The organism is Salmonella sp. NW1250 (assembly GCF_051812965.1).
In the GTDB taxonomy this organism is placed as follows: Bacteria; Pseudomonadota; Gammaproteobacteria; order Enterobacterales; family Enterobacteriaceae; genus Salmonella; species Salmonella enterica.
The window spans coordinates 127,216-143,495 of record NZ_JAMNDD010000001.1; the positions used below are offsets into that span (position 1 = coordinate 127,216).

General features: G+C 49.9%; 20 protein-coding genes. 12 read left to right on the forward strand and 8 right to left on the reverse strand.

Translation table 11 applies throughout. From position 1 onward, the window contains the following. Nucleotides 1-111 precede the first annotated feature (111 nt). From yeaR to NBA72_RS00705, 4 genes are all read left to right on the forward strand, one after another. The gene (gene yeaR, locus NBA72_RS00690) at nucleotides 112-474 is read left to right on the forward strand and encodes a DUF1971 domain-containing protein YeaR (RefSeq protein ID WP_001248993.1); all 363 of its coding nucleotides are present in this window, start codon (nucleotides 112-114) and stop codon (nucleotides 472-474) included. Between the two features lie 2 nt (nucleotides 475-476). Then, nucleotides 477-659 carry a DUF1869 domain-containing protein gene (locus tag NBA72_RS00695; protein WP_000513733.1) on the forward strand — a complete coding sequence of 61 codons (183 nt, stop codon included), beginning with the start codon at nucleotides 477-479 and terminating at the stop codon, nucleotides 657-659. Nucleotides 660-888: 229 nt separating this feature from the next. Then, complete coding sequence (locus NBA72_RS00700; RefSeq protein WP_023203468.1) at nucleotides 889-1,530, forward strand: nitric oxide reductase; 642 nt, start codon at nucleotides 889-891, stop codon at nucleotides 1,528-1,530. A 313-nt stretch (nucleotides 1,531-1,843) separates the two neighbouring features. Further along, a complete protein-coding gene (locus tag NBA72_RS00705; RefSeq protein ID WP_000512149.1) occupies nucleotides 1,844-2,092 on the forward strand; it encodes a GlsB/YeaQ/YmgE family stress response membrane protein in 249 nt (82 codons plus the stop codon). A gap of 138 nt (nucleotides 2,093-2,230) precedes the next feature. Here NBA72_RS00705 and NBA72_RS00710 read toward each other — a convergent pair whose 3' ends face one another. Further along, nucleotides 2,231-2,329 (reverse strand): YoaK family small membrane protein, encoded by a 99-nt coding sequence (locus NBA72_RS00710; protein WP_001589065.1) that lies wholly within the window; start codon nucleotides 2,327-2,329, stop codon nucleotides 2,231-2,233. A gap of 195 nt (nucleotides 2,330-2,524) precedes the next feature. Here NBA72_RS00710 and NBA72_RS00715 point away from each other — a divergent pair, with 195 nt between their 5' ends. Beyond that, nucleotides 2,525-2,776 carry a putative hemolysin gene (locus NBA72_RS00715; RefSeq protein ID WP_000673492.1) on the forward strand — a complete coding sequence of 84 codons (252 nt, stop codon included), beginning with the start codon at nucleotides 2,525-2,527 and terminating at the stop codon, nucleotides 2,774-2,776. Nucleotides 2,777-2,844: 68 nt separating this feature from the next. Then, entirely contained in the window at nucleotides 2,845-3,156 is a 312-nt protein-coding gene (locus NBA72_RS00720) for a hypothetical protein (RefSeq protein ID WP_000487131.1), read from the forward strand. Here the strand turns inward: NBA72_RS00720 and NBA72_RS00725 are convergent. Together NBA72_RS00725 and NBA72_RS00730 are read right to left on the reverse strand one after the other, a co-directional pair. Beyond that, nucleotides 3,142-3,489, reverse strand: a complete 348-nt coding sequence (locus NBA72_RS00725; RefSeq protein ID WP_001222532.1) for a DUF488 domain-containing protein — start codon at nucleotides 3,487-3,489, stop codon at nucleotides 3,142-3,144. The genes NBA72_RS00720 and NBA72_RS00725 overlap by 15 nt on opposite strands. Before the next feature lie 118 nt (nucleotides 3,490-3,607). Next, nucleotides 3,608-4,792, reverse strand: coding sequence for a CynX/NimT family MFS transporter (locus NBA72_RS00730; protein ID WP_000205341.1), 1,185 nt, complete (start codon nucleotides 4,790-4,792; stop codon nucleotides 3,608-3,610). A 100-nt stretch (nucleotides 4,793-4,892) separates the two neighbouring features. On the opposite strand from NBA72_RS00730, the gene NBA72_RS00735 reads away from it, so the two are divergent. Further along, entirely contained in the window at nucleotides 4,893-5,687 is a 795-nt protein-coding gene (locus tag NBA72_RS00735; protein WP_000579793.1) for an AraC family transcriptional regulator, read from the forward strand. Here the strand turns inward: NBA72_RS00735 and NBA72_RS00740 are convergent. After that, complete coding sequence (locus NBA72_RS00740) at nucleotides 5,667-6,113, reverse strand: DUF441 domain-containing protein (RefSeq protein WP_000460698.1); 447 nt, start codon at nucleotides 6,111-6,113, stop codon at nucleotides 5,667-5,669. The genes NBA72_RS00735 and NBA72_RS00740 overlap by 21 nt on opposite strands. Nucleotides 6,114-6,318: 205 nt before the next feature. Here NBA72_RS00740 and yoaI point away from each other — a divergent pair, with 205 nt between their 5' ends. Next, nucleotides 6,319-6,441, forward strand: a complete 123-nt coding sequence (yoaI, locus tag NBA72_RS00745) for a small membrane protein YoaI (protein ID WP_000272240.1) — start codon at nucleotides 6,319-6,321, stop codon at nucleotides 6,439-6,441. 128 nt (nucleotides 6,442-6,569) lie between these two features. Here yoaI and NBA72_RS00750 read toward each other — a convergent pair whose 3' ends face one another. Beyond that, nucleotides 6,570-7,088 (reverse strand): YbaK/prolyl-tRNA synthetase associated domain-containing protein, encoded by a 519-nt coding sequence (locus NBA72_RS00750; protein WP_010989016.1) that lies wholly within the window; start codon nucleotides 7,086-7,088, stop codon nucleotides 6,570-6,572. A gap of 49 nt (nucleotides 7,089-7,137) precedes the next feature. Beyond that, nucleotides 7,138-8,631, reverse strand: a complete 1,494-nt coding sequence (gene dgcJ, locus NBA72_RS00755) for a diguanylate cyclase DgcJ (protein WP_042947463.1) — start codon at nucleotides 8,629-8,631, stop codon at nucleotides 7,138-7,140. A 294-nt stretch (nucleotides 8,632-8,925) separates the two neighbouring features. Here dgcJ and NBA72_RS00760 point away from each other — a divergent pair, with 294 nt between their 5' ends. After that, nucleotides 8,926-9,126 (forward strand): hypothetical protein, encoded by a 201-nt coding sequence (locus NBA72_RS00760; protein WP_016705258.1) that lies wholly within the window; start codon nucleotides 8,926-8,928, stop codon nucleotides 9,124-9,126. Nucleotides 9,127-9,270: 144 nt separating this feature from the next. On the opposite strand, the gene NBA72_RS00765 is transcribed toward NBA72_RS00760, so the two are convergent. Together NBA72_RS00765 and yeaG are read right to left on the reverse strand one after the other, a co-directional pair. Then, complete coding sequence (locus NBA72_RS00765) at nucleotides 9,271-10,557, reverse strand: YeaH/YhbH family protein (protein ID WP_000219714.1); 1,287 nt, start codon at nucleotides 10,555-10,557, stop codon at nucleotides 9,271-9,273. 122 nt (nucleotides 10,558-10,679) lie between these two features. Then, entirely contained in the window at nucleotides 10,680-12,614 is a 1,935-nt protein-coding gene (gene yeaG / locus NBA72_RS00770) for a protein kinase YeaG (protein ID WP_079984793.1), read from the reverse strand. Nucleotides 12,615-13,040: 426 nt separating this feature from the next. On the opposite strand from yeaG, the gene NBA72_RS00775 reads away from it, so the two are divergent. The 3 genes from NBA72_RS00775 (at nucleotide 13,041) to NBA72_RS00785 (ending at nucleotide 16,228) form a co-directional block, all read left to right on the forward strand. Then, the gene (locus tag NBA72_RS00775; protein WP_000163762.1) at nucleotides 13,041-13,787 is read left to right on the forward strand and encodes a MipA/OmpV family protein; all 747 of its coding nucleotides are present in this window, start codon (nucleotides 13,041-13,043) and stop codon (nucleotides 13,785-13,787) included. Nucleotides 13,788-14,076: 289 nt separating this feature from the next. After that, the gene (locus tag NBA72_RS00780) at nucleotides 14,077-15,273 is read left to right on the forward strand and encodes an anaerobic sulfatase maturase (RefSeq protein ID WP_023249654.1); all 1,197 of its coding nucleotides are present in this window, start codon (nucleotides 14,077-14,079) and stop codon (nucleotides 15,271-15,273) included. 97 nt (nucleotides 15,274-15,370) lie between these two features. Beyond that, nucleotides 15,371-16,228, forward strand: coding sequence for an aldo/keto reductase (locus NBA72_RS00785; RefSeq protein WP_000843752.1), 858 nt, complete (start codon nucleotides 15,371-15,373; stop codon nucleotides 16,226-16,228). The last annotated feature ends 52 nt before the right edge of the window (nucleotides 16,229-16,280 follow it).

Here is a 16,280-nt window from a genome sequence, read left to right on the forward strand (position 1 = left end):
ACAGCAAAATAGTAACCAATAAATGGTATTTAAAATGCTGTTTTTGGAGCGTAACCTTTTTACGACAGCGATGAGATTATCGTTGAGTAACCTGCGGGAAGAGGGAAGCAAATGCGGCAAATTCCACAAAATCATATCCATACACGTTCCACGCCATTCTGGAACAAAGAGACGGCGCCTGCCGGAATTTTCGAACGCCACCTTGATAAGGGAACGCGACCCGGCGTTTATCCTCGTCTCTCGGTGATGCAGGGGGCGGTCAAATATCTCGGATACGCTGATGAACATTGCTCTGAGCCGGAAGAGATCATGGTGATCAATGCCGGCGAGTTTGGCGTGTTTCCTCCGGAAAAGTGGCACAATATTGAGGTCATGACGGATGATACCTATTTTAACATCGACTTTTTTGTCGCGCCGGAAGTACTGATGGAAGGGGCGACCTCACGAAAAGTCATTCATGCCGGGAGAGAATAATAATGGGAAAAGCTACTTATACCGTCACGGTCACGAATAATAGCAACGGCGTCTCTGTGGACTATGAAACGGAAGCACCGATGACGTTGCTGGTACCTGAAGTTGCAGCAGAAGTTGTGAAGGATTTGGTCAATACCGTGCGTTCCTACGATACCGAAAACGAACACGACGTTTGCGGTTGGTAAGGATCTTGTAGTATCTATTTGATATAAAGTGATTCTTTAAATGAGAAGCCGCATCGCGCGTCGCCAGCGTGATGCGGTTTTTGCGTATTGAAAAGCGCTGTTTATTTACATCAGACATGGGTTGAAAAGAAACATTAAGAAAACATTAAGAATATCGCATTGTTTGCTAATGAGAGCGTATTCATAAAACTTATGATTGGGTATTAAAAACCAGAAGAGTCTTATAATCATGAAACTCGATACCCGATTAACTTCGTCAGCACTTACTCTTGCGCTTGCCGCTGTGGTCATCCCGTTTACGGCGGACTGGCAATTGCCTTTGCTTAACGGCGTGGTGGTCCGATGGATTGAAAACGGACAAGCGTTATGGTTACTGTTTGGGGCGCTATTTACCGCCTGGTATATACGGCCACTTTCCCGTCCCGAAGGGGCAAAGCAGTTTTGGCTATGGGCTGTTGTCTGGTGGGTGGTGCTATTGGGTAGAAGCACCAGTTGGGGGCGTGACTATTTCCCTGACGAGCCGCGTATGCTGTTCAGAACGATTTCAGTGCTATTAATTGCTGCGTTGGTATTGCCAGTCCTGTTTTCTGCCGGGCTACGTAAGGAGATTGTTCGTCGTCTGCGGGACGTTCCTCTGCCATTGTGGCTTTTTGCCGTGACGGCATGTTCATATCTGATTTCCGACACTGTCGAGCATCATCGGTGGTTGTCGCCGATATTCCTGCATAACGCTCGTTACACAGATTTGATTGAAGAGCTTTATGAAGTGCCATTTATGATCGGTTTGTTTATGGTGACCGTGGGGTTTATGCAGCAGGACAAGCAGGATGAATGTACTGCGCTGGAGATGACCCCGTATCACGCAAAATAGCGCGGCTGAAAAAGACCATGAATTCGGCATGGGATAGATAGCGGTTAGCAAAAAAAGCCCGCACTCGGTGAGGCGGGCAAATAATACTGGAAGCAATGTGAGCAATGTCGTACCGAACAGGTGGGTTATAAACTCAACCACTCGGTATTGATAAAGATAATCGTTATCATTAATGATTGCAACCCTGATATTTATGCGCTTTTATCCACGACGCTAAAAGGTGATGGATATCACAAACTTCACTTTCCTGACGATGTGCTATTCTTTTTAACGGCAAATAAACCGCTAACGTAAAGACATAAGTGAGGAAAAAATGGGCATTCTTTCATGGATTATTTTTGGACTTATTGCGGGTATTTTGGCTAAGTGGATCATGCCAGGTAAAGATGGCGGCGGATTCTTTATGACGATCATTCTGGGGATCGTTGGTGCGGTAGTCGGAGGATGGATCAGTACGTTCTTTGGCTTTGGCAAAGTGGATGGTTTCAACTTCGGCAGCTTTGCAGTCGCGGTGATCGGCGCGATTGTCGTGCTGTTAATCTACAGAAAAATCAAAAGCTAAACGCAGAACTTTCAGAGATAATAAAGGCTACGACAGGTAGCCTTTATTATTCAAAATGAATTTACCACCAGCCCAGTTCGGTACCCGCCGCCGCAATTAGCGCGATGCCCATCAACACCATCGTTGTTTTCCTCATGGTTATGCTCCTGGCGCGGCGTAACCGCCAATAAAAAACCATGCCAAAAATAATATTGCCGTAATGAAAATGACGACAGGGAAGAGGATACCCACTCTCATGCTATTACCTTCACTGTTCAGGGGGCGCCAGAATAGCAGGGTTTTCTCAGCGACAAAAGGTCGGTTGCTTTGTGACAGGGCGTGGCTATTACTGACTTAACCCGGGATAAACACCCGCTAAAGCGCTGACAGAAAGTATGGAAATAGCGTACCCGCCAGGTTATCCTGGACAAAATATCGCTTTAAGGAGTCGTTATGAAATTTACGTGGATTGCGTTGCCAGGCGTATTGCTGCTGAGCGCTTGTTCATCGTCGCAACCCAACGCCCCCAGGCCGCCGCGTATTGGGATGCCTAATCCGGCAGCCGTCTACTGTGAGCAACAGGGCGGTACGCTGATGCCGGTGCAGACCCCACAAGGCGTGCGTTCCGATTGCAAATTGCCCAATGGCGAAATCATTGATGAGTGGACATTATGGCGCAGAGAGCACCCTGATACGAAAAAGTGACAACCTGCGGTCCGACGGGATATGATTAAGAACAATCTGATAATGAGTTTCATGCGGCGCAAGAAAATATGTTTCAGTTAAAGCCGGGCGCGTTGGCAATAGTTATTGGCGCTAAAACACCCGCCGGACGGCGGAATATTGGTAAGTCGGTTGAGCTATTTTGCCTGTGCCAACCCGGAGATGAATTCATTAACCCGGTAAATGGACACGTCACCTTACTGCCGAAAGAAGCGCCTCGGGCGCTGTGGCTGGTTACGGGCGACGTAGCCTCCGCCGATGGTCAGCACGGTTTTGCCTGGGTGCGGGAAGAACATTTGATGCCGTTGTCCCCGGACAGACAACCAGGCCAGGCGGCGGCACGACAATCACAGCTCTCTTAGCCACTCTGCCAGCACAATGGCATGGTTCTGGCGAGTATCTTTAGCGGCGTATAGCAACGTTAGCGGCTGGTGTCGGGCAATATCCGCCAGCCGTTTGCCTTCTTGATGCTGTTGCGCAAGTTCTGCCCGGTATTGCTGCGCGAAGTGGTTAAAATCAATCAGTTCGCTATGAAAGGCTTTGCGCAATTCGGTTGAGGGCGTAATGGCCTTATTCCATTCATCATAGACCAGCGCCGATTTTTTAATGCCTCGCGGCCATAGCCTGTCAACCAATACCCGATAACCATCGTCTTTTTCCGCCGGGAAATAGACGCGCTTACACTGGATTCGCATTTTTCCCTCCTGTGATGGTGTCGCTTACGGTACTTTTGTCGGATAGCGGTAATGATTTTAATGGATCAGGCCTGATAAACGAAGCGCCATCAGGCATTCAAGTGGGTATCAGGTTTATTTATGACGCTATCTCTCGATCGCGTCCGGCGTAGAGGCCGAAAATCGCCATGATGATAGCCAGAACCGTCACGCCTGATAGCGGCAGATACCAGCTACCGCTGGCATCATGAAGTTTTCCCATGACGGGCGGCCCACATGCCGCCAGTAAATACCCGACCGACTGCGCCATGCCGGAAAGCGCCGCCGCCTGATGCGCCGAACTGGCGCGCAGGCCGATAAACGTCAGGCCGAGGATCATCGTCGCGCCTGAACCGAAGCCGAACAGTAGCGTCCAGATGATCGCCTGGCCCGGCACAAACCAAAGCCCCGCCGCGCCCACTGCGCACAATAGTGAGACCAGCGCGGCAATCCAGCGTTGATCGTTAAAGCGATGCAAAATAAGCGGAATAGCTAACCCAGGCGCCGCGGTCGCCAGTTGCAGCAGGCCATGTAGCGATCCTGCCTGTGCTTCGCTGTAACCGTGGCTGATGAGTATTGTTGGTAACCAGCCGATAATCACATAATAAATCAGTGAGTTAAGCCCAAGAAACAGAGTAACTTGCCAGGCTAAAGGCGAACGCCAGATACCGCGTTCATGTAATGCCCGGGAGCTACTCAGGTTAGCTGAGCGGGTAGTGCGCCACTGCGGCAACCAGATAAGAAACGCCAACAGCGGAAACAGCATTAGCATTAACAGCGCGCCGCGCCAGCCAAAACCGTGCAACGCCAGCGGAACCACCAGCGCGGACCCCAACGCGGCGGCGGCGCCCATCGTCAATGAATACGCGCCCGTCAGCCTGGCGACATGTTGTGAAAAATCGCGCTTAATCAATCCTGGTAGCAGCACATTACCCAGCGCTATCCCGCACCCAATAATGGCAGTTCCGGCAAACAACAATGCAGCGGAGGGCAGGGAGCGGAGAGCAATACCCGCGCAAATCAGCAGCATTGCGGCAAACAGACTGCGTTCCATCCCAAACCGGCGGGCAATACCGGCCGCCAGCGGCGAAACCAGTGCAAACGCCAGAAGCGGCAAGGTTGTTAGCAGGCCCGTCTGGGCGGTGGAAAGACCGTAATCCGAACGGATTGTCTCCAGCAACGGCGCAGCGCCGGTAAATGTTACGCGCAGCGTAGTGGCTATCATCAAAATACCGGCAATCAGTAAAGCGCCCTGTTTGCCGCGTGGTGAAAGGGCTGTCGTCATCGTTTTCTCATCTCGTCAGGCGAGGCGATACCTTAACAGTTTTTACTGTTTGGATGAATCAAGCTAAAATGACAATTTATCGCTAAAATCGGACAATATAATGATTGGCCTGAGACTGGATGGTTACGATCCCGACCTTCACCACGATGCCGCTGTGGCCTTTTGTATTCGCGCCAGGGATGATGAACTGTTTAGCCCTCGCCATCAGCATCGCAAGGGACAGTTGATCCTCGCTCTGCACGGCGCGATCACCTGTGAGGTGGAAAATGCGATGTGGATGGTTCCGCCCCAGTATGCCGTCTGGCTCCCCGGCTCGCTGCCGCACAGTAATCATGTGACCGCAGGGGCGGAGCTGTGCTTTTTATTTATTGAACCTGCGGCGGTCGTCATGCCGGAGCGTTGCTGCACGCTGAAAATTTCGCCGTTATGCCGGGAGTTGATTTTGTCGCTGGCGCGCAGAACCGATCCCGAAAGAGCGCAAATGCCAACGCAGCGCCTTATTCAGGTGTTGTTTGATGAACTGCCGCAGCAGCCGCAGGAACAATTGCAATTACCGGTATCGGGGCATCCGAAAATCCGCCAAATGGTTGAGACAATGGCGCAGGAGCCCGCGCGATGGAATACATTAGGGCAGTGGGCCAGCGTATTCGCGATGAGCGAGCGTAACCTTGCCCGGTTGGTCGTCAAAGAGACGGGGCTAAGCTTTCGTCGCTGGCGTCATCAGTTGCAATTAATTCTGGCGCTACAAGCGCTGATCGCGGGACGTAATGTACAGCAGACGGCGCAAATGCTGGGTTATGATTCCACCACGGCATTCATTACCATGTTTAAAAAAGGCCTGGGGCAGACGCCAGGCCAGTATCTGACGGGCGAGTTACTGCTTCCCCACAATTAAAGAGACCAGCCCCGCCGCAATCAGTGGGCCGACCGGCACGCCGCGAAACAGCGCGACGCCAAGTACCGTACCGACCAGCAGCCCGGCGACGAGCTGCGGTTGGTTTCCCATCAGCGTAATGCCGCGACCGCCCAGCCAGGAGACGAAAACGCCGACGGCAATCGCGACCAGCGATTTCCAGTTCACAAAAGAGTGGATCAATGTGGAGGGCGGTAGGGTTCCGCTGGCGATGGGAGCCATTACGCCGATGGTCAGAATGATAATCCCGACGGTGAGTCCCTGTTTTTCAATCCAGGGAAAAAAGGTATTCAACGGGGTTACGCGGACAATAATCAGCACCAGAATTGAGACGGCGACAGTGGTGTTGTGGCTGATAAATCCCAGAGCTGCCAGTCCGAGCAGGATCAGCAGAGTGACATCAAACATTATGGTTTCCTTGCCAAAAAGTAAGCCTGACTACTTTACGCCCAAACGGCAAAGCGCACAGGCCTTTTTAACGATTGATGCGGATTTCAGGCAACTGCCTGAAAGACAATCTCTACGTGAAAAACGGCGTTGTCATTAAATTGCCATCAACGCCGCGTATTGCTAACAGGTGAACCGTCATTGTTGTCTTCCTGAGGATACAATTATGTACGATCCACCGTTTCTTGAAGCGCTGATGATTACGGCGTCGTTTTTCGCCATTTTTATCATTATCGTTGTGTCTGTATTGCTCCTTGAAGGGGAAGGGACTAAGAGCCTATCCCATTAGGGCTATTTTACTTGCCATTTTGGACCTGGGCAGTGCTCAAAATCCTCACGTACTACGTGTACGCTCCGGTTTTTGCGCGCTGTCCGTGTCCAAACTGGCTGCGCCAATAACGCCTACTGGGATAGGCTCTAAGCCGTTGGCGATGACTGAAAGCGGCGGAAGACTGCCAGTTCTGGTCGGGCGATGCGCAGATAGTCCTGTGTATTCATAATGACTGATTTTTCCAGCAGGCCGGCATTAAAGGCAATTTCATCGAAACGCTCAAACAGGAGCGGATCGGCGACCAGTTTCAGATTGGGGTGAAAACTGAAAGGCGGGATCGCGCCAAAAACGCAGCCGGTCAGCATATCGACTTCCGCCGGGCTGGCAAGGGAAGCGCGTAAGCCGCCCAGATGTGAAGCAAGCTGAGAGAGGTCGGCTTGCTGATCGGCCGCCAGAATAGCAAGAACGTGCTGGTTGACGCCGTTGCCTTTGACTTTACAGACCAGCGCTTTTGCGCCCTGGCCCAGCGCAGTACCGCGTATTTCAGATACCGCTTCGCATTTCCCTACCGCTTCATGGTTCACCACACGATAGCGCGCGTTCTCCTGGGTTAATAAAGCCACTAAACGTTGGTGTGTAGCGACACCCTTCGCGACTTCAGTCATTTCGGCCATTTCTCACTCCTGGTGCAATATGAACATTTACTGCGAAGCACTATGATGAACGATGTTGTTTTTGTTGTTTGTTCAGATAGAGCTGCGCATCGGAAGCCTGGTAGGCATCATTAATCGTATCATTGGGCTGCATATTATAAATCCCGGCAGAAAAATTGACTGTCTTATCCGGTGCGATAATTTGCAGGTTACGAATAATACGCTCCGGCAGATGGATAGCCAAATCCGCCGCGTAATCAACAAGAATAATACAGAACTCATCGCCGCCGAGGCGAATGGCGTAATCGCTTTTACGAATCGATGTTTTAATCGCTTTCGCCAACAGGGTAATAATTCGGTCGCCTTCCTGGTGCCCCTGGGTATCGTTGATCAGTTTTAACCTATCGCAATCAATAGCGACAAATGTCACCGGCGTCCCGGCATTGACCAGGCGTTGCAGTCGCTGTTCCAGCTCCGGTGTTAATATTTTACGGTTGTAAAGCCCGGTCATGGCATCGCTAATATTTTCGCGTGTGACGTTGCGATAAAGCCGAAAGTGCATCCGTACCATATTAAGCAGGAGCGCCGTTGCCAGTAAGTAAAAGGCCAGCGCTTTCCAGGACGAGACAAGGAAATAGGTAAAATCAAGGGACAACGAAACGCGCAGCCCACCAGGGATATCATGGCTATAATTCACATATTGAAACAGATTATTTTTGCTTTGATTAATAATAATTTCTTTTCCGGAGTCCATATCCTTTAGTGTTACGTTAAGATAACGCCAAACCAGCGGACGATCCTGGGTATAAAAAATATTTTTTAAATTATCCTGGTTAACATCCACCATCACGATACCTTTTAACGTTCCCGCCAGATAGACTGGCGTTAAAAAGCTCATGACGTTTTCCTGGGTAATATCATCCATGTAAATACTTGAAATAACCGTACGGCCGGTAAAAAGTTTATCTATATCTTTTCTGTTAATACCCATTGTGCCTTTTTGTAAAAAAGTCCAACGATGCATGGCGAAGCGCCGTGAGTTGATTAAATCATAGAAATAGACATAATGTTTATTTAAATCAACGTAATAACGGAATTTAAGCTCCAGTGTGCCCAGCCCGTGACTGTGGTCGTCCTGCGAACGGTTGATGCTTACCGCCTGATCAAATGCAGGCAGTAAAAGGGCGTCATCAAGATTATCGGTACACTGTGTAGCGGCGGTTTGCAGGGTACCATGTAGCGCCGGATAATTATGCCGGGTCAGGTTGACACCGTGCGTACCGTTAATAGCCTCAAAGGCGTCGCAAAACGCGCGGCGTTTTTCTGCAGTGACGGGGTCTCCCGGCGCTTCAAAAGTTCGCATCAAATGTGCGGCGATGCTTTGATTCTGGTACTTATCGTACAAAAACGACGAATCGGCTCTCTCCATGATATAACGCATATAGGCATTCATTGCCCTGTCGCTGGCAATAAGTTCGTAAATCAGGAAGGACGATGTCAAAACGATGACGCTTGCCGAGATAAAGTGCCTGAGCGCTTTATGATGCAAATTCATGATGAACTACAGCCCTGAAAGTCGGATGCGTTAGTTTACCATAGCGATGAGAATTCCTCTAATAGACTGTTTAAAAATAAAACGTGTTGATGTTATGGAATAAAAATCATTCTCGGTTTAATAAACCAATTAATACGCTTTGTTTATATTTTCAGGTGTGACTATTGTGATAAAAACTAAATTTTTAACCAACAATACTGATCTATTTGTGACAAAAAGAAAATAACCTTTATTATGATGATGAAAGGAGTGTGAAGTGGTAAGGATAATAATTTACTTCCGTTCTGAGGCTCTATGAAACGATTTAAAGAGATGGCTGTGATTTTATTTTTTGCATTACTGGCAGCAGGTTTTACGTCGTCGGCGATGGCGGATGATCCTTTTTCACATGTTTTGGATCATGTTTTTGATAAAGTCCCTGCCTGTCACATTGTTCCTCCTGGAGTGGGGCAACCAGGACATTTGGGGCCTTGGTCTTGGCCTTGGTGTTATTAACATGATGGAATTCTATTAATGGGTTAAATTACCCGATATGCTGGAATACCTTCATTCAGACTATTCGTGGGTAATTGCTTCAGTCATAAAAACCGAACACCAGGCTTATTAAAACCCGCCCGACATATGAACGGGCGGATTTATTTATGCGCTTTGATTGGCGCTCTGTTTCTGAAACAATTCGCGGAATACCGGATAAATATCCTCCTGATCGCGAATATGCTGCATGGCGAAGTTATCGAACGTCGCCTGCAGATGTTCATACTCGCGCCATAAGGTCTGGTGGGCGCGGCGGGTAATCTCGATATAGCTGTAATAGCGCACTACCGGCAGCAGTTTTTTCGCCAGAATCTCATGACACAGCGGTGAATCGTCGGCCCAGTTATCACCGTCTGAAGCTTGCGCCGCATAGATGTTCCACTGACCGGGGTCGTAGCGCTCTTTAACTACTTCGTCCATGAGTTTAAGCGCGCTGGAGACAATCGTCCCCCCGGTCTCTTGCGAATAAAAGAACTCATGTTCATCCACTTCCTTCGCCTGGGTATGGTGGCGGATATAAACCACTTCTACGTTCTTATACGTTCGGCTCAAAAACAGATAAAGCAGAATGTAAAAACGCTTGGCCATATCTTTGGTTGCCTGGTCCATCGAACCCGAGACGTCCATCAGACAGAACATCACCGCCTGGCTGGAGGGCTCAGGCCGTTTTTCATAATTTTTATAGCGTAAATCAAAGGTGTCGATAAACGGCACTCGCTCGATTTTAGCCCGTAGTTCGGCAATCTCCCGACGTAACCGCTCCTCTTCAAGCAGTTGCGCTGGTTCGCTGTGGCTGATGGTCTCCAGTTCCGTTTCCAGCGCGTGCAGTTCGCGGCGTTTTCCTGCCGTCATTGCTGTACGGCGCGCCAGAGAGTTTTGTAGCGAACGTACCACGCTGATATTGGCCGGTACACCGTTTGAGGTGAAACCGGCGCGGTGAGTTTTATACTCGTTAAGCTGGCGATGCTGGTTTTTTTTCAGATTAGGCAGCGCTAAATCTTCAAAGAGCAGATCCAGATACTCATCTTTTGAAATCTGAAAAACAAACTCATCCTGGCCTTCGCCGTCCTGGCTGGCCTGACCTTGACCGCTGCCGGAACCGCCGCCGCCACCGCCTTGCGGACGCTCAATGCGATCATTCTGGATAAAGTGATCGTTACCCGGATGGACGCGATGGCGCAGACCGCCGCGCCCCTGATGAAACATCGGTTCGCTAATATCATCGGTTGGAATAGAGACGGACTCTCCGCTGTCGACATCGGTCACAGAGCGTTTATTAATCGCTTCGGAAATCGACTGCTTAATTTGTGCTTTATAACGGCGCAAAAAGCGCTGGCGATTCACCGTGCTTTTATTTTTGCCGTTAAGACGTCGGTCTATGAACCAGGTCATATGCCCCCCGTACTGCCAACTGAGCGCCTGTTCTGTCAGTGCCGGATAGCGCTAACGCTTAGCCAGTCTACAGAACATTACTTTGTAGGCCCGGTAAGCGCAAGCGCCACCGGGCATTAACATCACGACGATTTACGCACGCGCAGGTACCACTCGCACAGCAAACGAACCTGCTTACGGGTATACCCTTTTTCCATCATCCGATCGACAAAGTCGTCATGCTTTTTCTGCTCGTCAGTCGACGTTTTGGCGTTAAAAGAAATGACCGGCAACAGCTCTTCAGTATTAGAGAACATTTTTTTCTCAATCACCATGCGCAGCTTCTCGTAACTGGTCCAGTTTGGATTACGGCCGCTATTGTTGGCTCTGGCGCGCAGGACAAAGTTTACTATCTCATTACGGAAATCTTTCGGGTTACTGATACCCGCTGGTTTTTCAATTTTTTCCAGTTCGGCGTTCAGCGACTCGCGATCGAACAGTTGACCGGTATCCGGGTCGCGATACTCCTGATCCTGAATCCAGAAATCCGCATAAGTCACGTAACGATCAAAAATGTTTTGCCCGTACTCAGAGTAAGATTCGAGATAGGCCGTCTGGATCTCCTTGCCGATAAATTCGGCGTATTTCGGGATCAGGTAGCCTTTCAGGAACTCCAGATAACGCTCAGCCTGCTCCTGCGGAAACTGTTCACGCTCGATTTGTTGTTCCAGAACGTAGAACAGATGTACCGGGTTTGCCGCCACTTCCGCATGGTCGAAGTTGAATACGCGGGAGAGGATCTTAAAGGCGAATCGGGTGGAGAGACCGTTCATCCCTTCGTCCACACCCGCATAGTCGCGATACTCCTGGTACGATTTAGCTTTGGGGTCGGTATCTTTCAGGCTTTCACCGTCATAAACGCGCATTTTCGAGTAAATACTGGAATTTTCCGGCTCTTTCAGGCGGGAAAGAATCGAGAAGCGCGAAAGCGTTTCCAATGTGCCCGGCGCGCAGGGCGCATGAGCCAGCTCGCTATGATTAAGTAGTTTCTCGTAGATTTTGATCTCTTCGGAGATTCGCAGGCAATAAGGCACCTTCACAATATAGACACGGTCGAGGAACGCTTCGTTATTTTTATTGTTACGGAAAGTCACCCATTCAGATTCGTTTGAGTGGGCAAGTATGATGCCATTAAAGGGCAGGGCGGAAATACCTTCCGTGCCATTGTAGTTACCTTCCTGAGTTGCGGTCAGCAAGGGGTGCAGCACCTTAATAGGCGCTTTAAACATCTCGACGAACTCCATGATCCCCTGGTTAGCGCGGCATAGCGCGCCAGAGTAACCATACGCATCCGGATCGTTCTGGGCGTGATGTTCGAGTTTACGAATATCCACCTTGCCGACCAGCGCCGAAATATCCTGGTTGTTTTCATCGCCGGGTTCCGTTTTGGCGATGGCAATCTGCTCCAGAATGGAGGGCCAGACTTTCACCACGCGGAATTTAGTAATATCGCCGCCAAACTCATGCAGGCGTTTGGCCGCCCACGGGGACATAATCGTACCGAGATAGCGGCGCGGAATACCGTACTCTTTTTCCAGAATCTGCGCGTCTTCCTGCGGATTAAACAGGCATAACGGATGATCGTTGACCGGACTACGCTCGCCGTTGGCGCTTAAAACATAAATTGGCACGCGCTGCATTAGCGATTTTAGCCGTTCAGCGAGCGATGATTTGCCACCCCCCACAGGTCCCAGCAAATAGAGAATTTGCTTCTTCTCTTCCAGCCCTTGCGCCGCATGTTTCAGATAAGAGACAATCTGTTCAATCGCGTCTTCCATGCCGTAAAACTCTTCAAACGCAGGATAGCGAGCAATAACCCGGTTGGAGAAGAGTCGGGAAAGTCGGGGTTCCTGGGCAGTGTCGACCATATTAGGCTCGCCGATAGCCATTAATAGCCGCTCTGCCGCGTTGGCATAAGCACTGCGATCTTGCCGACAAATGGTAAGAAAATCCTGCAGTGTGAACTCTTCGTCCTTGGCAGCTTCGTAACGCTGGCGATAGTGATCGAATATATTCATGATATGCCATCCTTTCGTTTTTTCGCACATGTTAAGAGCCGTTCATATGAATAGTAGAGGCTCCCGGAAGAGGTAGACTGAACGCCGTCTCTGCTAAGGAAAAAAAAGCAACTCTCATGCCATTTTATTGGTCAGAAGATCAACGTGTCCGGTGATACACCTTCTTAACATTAAGCGTAGATGGCATTTGCAAAACTTGCCTGTACGCGTCAGTGGATTTCGATGACATATCAATAACTCATCAGGTAGAAAAGGCTGGTGGATATCAGAAAAAGCGCTCCCGGTCACATAACGATCATCAGCCGATCATCTGAAAATAATCGGTGGTGGTGATATTAAACGGTTACATTGTGTAAAATAGTTGGGCTTACAGATATTGGCGGTTACACTTTTGCCGCAGAACATTTGAATAAGGAATTATGGATTGTGACCAAACTTAAACTTCTGGCTCTTGGCGTGTTTATTGCAACATCCGCCAGCGTCGCGCACGCTGAAAGCAACCTGACGTTGGGCGCAGGCGTTGGTGTGGTTGAACACCCTTATAAAGATTACGATAGCGATGTTTATCCGATACCGGTCATCGCTTATGAAAGCGAAAACTTTTGGTTCCGTGGTCTGGGCGGCGGGTACTACTTGTGGAATGACAATGCCGATAAGTTGTCAATCATGGCATACTGGTCCCCGATGTACTTCAAACCGGGCGACAGCGATGACCATCAGTTGCGTCGTCTGGACAGGCGTAAAAGTACTATGATGGCGGGCGTTTCTTACGCGCATCACACCCAGTATGGATTCCTGCGTACCTCACTGGCAGGGGATACGTTGGATAACAGTAACGGTATTGTCTGGGATCTGGCCTGGCTGTATCGGTATACCAATGGCGGGCTGACCTTAACGCCAGGTATCGGGGTTGAATGGAATAGCGAGAACCAGAACGATTACTATTACGGCGTATCACGTAAAGAATCTTCGCGTAGCGGCCTGCGCGGCTATAACCCGAACGATAGCTGGAACCCGTATCTTGAACTTAGCGCTAACTATAATTTCGCCGGTAACTGGAGCGTATATGGTACTGCGCGCTACACCCGCCTGTCGGATGAAATTACCGACAGCCCGATGGTGGATAAATCCTGGACCGGTATCCTTTCTACTGGCGTGACCTATAGATTCTGATTGATTGAATTTGCCGGAAAAACCATGACAAAGCCTGCGTTATGCAGGCTTTGTGCTAACTGAAACGCGAACATGGCGGCTTGCATAAATGCGCTGTTGCCTGGGGATGGCACAGCCTTACGTGATTTATACTTTGTTACATCAATTTAAAAAACTAGCCTTTTATATGAAAAATCCAGGTGATTACAACTGCGCTAACAATTAGCGTAATAATTGTTGCAATGCTGGCTGATATCGCCCTGTCACGTCCCGCTTATGCTATACCCATTCTTCACAGTGAGTAAGACGAATGAGCATAGTATTCAATACCGTAGCCAAGCCCAGCGGCAGTCTGTGTAACTTATCCTGCAAGTACTGTTTCTATCTTGATAAACCCCGGGGCCAGCGCGTCATGTCTGACGATGTGCTGGAGACGTATATCCGCCGGGTAATTGATGATACGCCATCATCAGAGGTCTCGTTTTGTTGGCAGGGGGGAGAGCCGACGCTATGCGGTCTTTCTTTTTATCAAAAAGTGGTGTGCTTGCAGCAACGTTATGCCAACGGCAAAACTATTTACAACAGTCTGCAAACCAATGGCGTATTAATCAATGAAGAGTGGGCGGCTTTCTTTGCGCAGCACCAGTTCCTGATTGGTATATCGATTGATGGGCCGCAAGTCGTTCATGATAATTACCGGAAAACGCCGTCAGGGCGGGCGTCTTTTTCCCGAGTCGTTAATGCTATCCGCCTTCTGCAGGCAAATGATGTCGAGTTCAACACGCTCACTGTCGTGAATGATGCGTCATGCCGTCATGGCAACGCTATTTATCATTTTTTGACGCAGGAACTGGAAAGTAAACACCTGCAATTTATTCCCATTGTTGAGCCGCTCGCGCAAAAAGCGCAGCGTTCTTTGACGTTATCTGACAATGAAGATTCGCCTTCGCTGATGCCCTTTTCCGTCACGCCTGAAGGGTGGGGCGCCTTTATGTGCGATGTTTTTGATCAATGGATACGTCACGATGTCGGACGCATATTCGTACAGCTTTTTGACAACTTACTTGGCGTCTGGATGGGGGAGCCCGCCACGCTTTGTACGATGCAGTCGACCTGCGGGCAAAGTTTGCTGGTGGAGCAGAATGGCGACGTGTTTAGCTGTGACCATTTTGTTTTTCCCGCCTATAAACTGGGCAATCTGCAGCAACACTCTTTAGAAGAAATGGCGGCCTCTCCTTTTCAGCAGCAGTTTGGCGCGGCTAAAGCAAACCTTTCCTCACGCTGCCAGAACTGTACGTGGCGCTTTGCCTGTCACGGCGGTTGTCCGAAACATCGAATTTGTATGGACGGCGGCGAACGGCAAAATTATCTCTGTAAAGGATATCTGGAGTTCTTTCAACATGTGACGCCCTATATGAATGTGATGCGTCAATTATTACTGAATCAGCGACCCGCCGCGCATATTACCCGCATCGTCGACATGATTGCAGATGACGTTCGTCAGTGACAAGAAAATCGCCCCCCTTGCGCGGTATGATGCCGGACATTACCGTAGGGTCTAAGAGTCCTGTATTGTTTTACCGTCGAGTGACATTGAAAAGGAAATGAAATCAGTGAAAAACGTAACGTTTTGCGGGCAGGTGACGCTTCCTGCCATCGGACAGGGAACATGGTATATGGGCGAGCGCGCGGATCAACGTCAGCGCGAGGTTTCGGCGCTGCGCGCGGGGCTGGATTTGGGGTTACGCCTTATTGATACGGCGGAAATGTATGCCGACGGCGGGGCGGAAAAGGTCGTGGGCGAGGCGTTAGCAGGGCGACGCGATGAGGCATTTCTGGTGTCAAAAGTGTACCCGTGGAACGCTGGCGGCCAGAAGATAGTTGCCGCCTGTGAGGAAAGCCTGCGTCGTCTGAAAACAGATTATCTCGATCTCTATCTATTGCACTGGGCCGGAAGCTTTTCATTCGAAGAGACCGTTGAAGGTATGGAGCGGCTAATCGCGCAGGGGAAAATTCGCCGTTGGGGAGTCTCTAATCTTGATTATGACGATATGCAGGCGCTGTGGCGCATCCCCGGGGGACAGCAATGCGCGACAAATCAGGTGCTCTATCATCTGGCGTCACGCGGTATTGAGTATGATTTATTGCCGTGGTGTCAACAACAGCGAATGCCAGTGATGGCCTATAGCCCGCTGGCGCAGGCTGGCCGGTTACGTAGCGGTTTACTGAATCATCCGGTGGTGAATGAAATTGCGCAAGCGCATAACGCAACGGCGGCGCAAATCTTACTGACGTGGGTGATTGCGCATCCGGGCGTGATGGCGATCCCGAAAGCCGGAAGTACAGAACACGTGAAGCAAAATGCGGCGGCGCTTGAGATTACCTTGTCAGCAAACGAACTTGCCTTACTGGACAACGCCTGGCCTGCGCCAAAAGGGAAAACCGCGTTGGATATGGTGTGACGCCGGATAAAATGTGTAAGCGCCGCCATCCGGCAGGTCATGCCTGATGGCG

Coding starts and splice junctions, on each gene's coding strand:
- yeaR (WP_001248993.1), top strand. CDS start 112: ATGCGGCAAATTCCACAAAATCATATCCATACACGTTCCACGCCATTC.
- NBA72_RS00695 (WP_000513733.1), top strand. CDS start 477: ATGGGAAAAGCTACTTATACCGTCACGGTCACGAATAATAGCAACGGC.
- NBA72_RS00700 (WP_023203468.1), top strand. CDS start 889: ATGAAACTCGATACCCGATTAACTTCGTCAGCACTTACTCTTGCGCTT.
- NBA72_RS00705 (WP_000512149.1), top strand. CDS start 1,844: ATGGGCATTCTTTCATGGATTATTTTTGGACTTATTGCGGGTATTTTG.
- NBA72_RS00710 (WP_001589065.1), bottom strand. CDS start 2,329: ATGAGAGTGGGTATCCTCTTCCCTGTCGTCATTTTCATTACGGCAATA.
- NBA72_RS00715 (WP_000673492.1), top strand. CDS start 2,525: ATGAAATTTACGTGGATTGCGTTGCCAGGCGTATTGCTGCTGAGCGCT.
- NBA72_RS00720 (WP_000487131.1), top strand. CDS start 2,845: ATGTTTCAGTTAAAGCCGGGCGCGTTGGCAATAGTTATTGGCGCTAAA.
- NBA72_RS00725 (WP_001222532.1), bottom strand. CDS start 3,489: ATGCGAATCCAGTGTAAGCGCGTCTATTTCCCGGCGGAAAAAGACGAT.
- NBA72_RS00730 (WP_000205341.1), bottom strand. CDS start 4,792: ATGACGACAGCCCTTTCACCACGCGGCAAACAGGGCGCTTTACTGATT.
- NBA72_RS00735 (WP_000579793.1), top strand. CDS start 4,893: ATGATTGGCCTGAGACTGGATGGTTACGATCCCGACCTTCACCACGAT.
- NBA72_RS00740 (WP_000460698.1), bottom strand. CDS start 6,113: ATGTTTGATGTCACTCTGCTGATCCTGCTCGGACTGGCAGCTCTGGGA.
- yoaI (WP_000272240.1), top strand. CDS start 6,319: ATGTACGATCCACCGTTTCTTGAAGCGCTGATGATTACGGCGTCGTTT.
- NBA72_RS00750 (WP_010989016.1), bottom strand. CDS start 7,088: ATGACTGAAGTCGCGAAGGGTGTCGCTACACACCAACGTTTAGTGGCT.
- dgcJ (WP_042947463.1), bottom strand. CDS start 8,631: ATGAATTTGCATCATAAAGCGCTCAGGCACTTTATCTCGGCAAGCGTC.
- NBA72_RS00760 (WP_016705258.1), top strand. CDS start 8,926: ATGAAACGATTTAAAGAGATGGCTGTGATTTTATTTTTTGCATTACTG.
- NBA72_RS00765 (WP_000219714.1), bottom strand. CDS start 10,557: ATGACCTGGTTCATAGACCGACGTCTTAACGGCAAAAATAAAAGCACG.
- yeaG (WP_079984793.1), bottom strand. CDS start 12,614: ATGAATATATTCGATCACTATCGCCAGCGTTACGAAGCTGCCAAGGAC.
- NBA72_RS00780 (WP_023249654.1), top strand. CDS start 14,077: ATGAGCATAGTATTCAATACCGTAGCCAAGCCCAGCGGCAGTCTGTGT.
- NBA72_RS00785 (WP_000843752.1), top strand. CDS start 15,371: ATGAAATCAGTGAAAAACGTAACGTTTTGCGGGCAGGTGACGCTTCCT.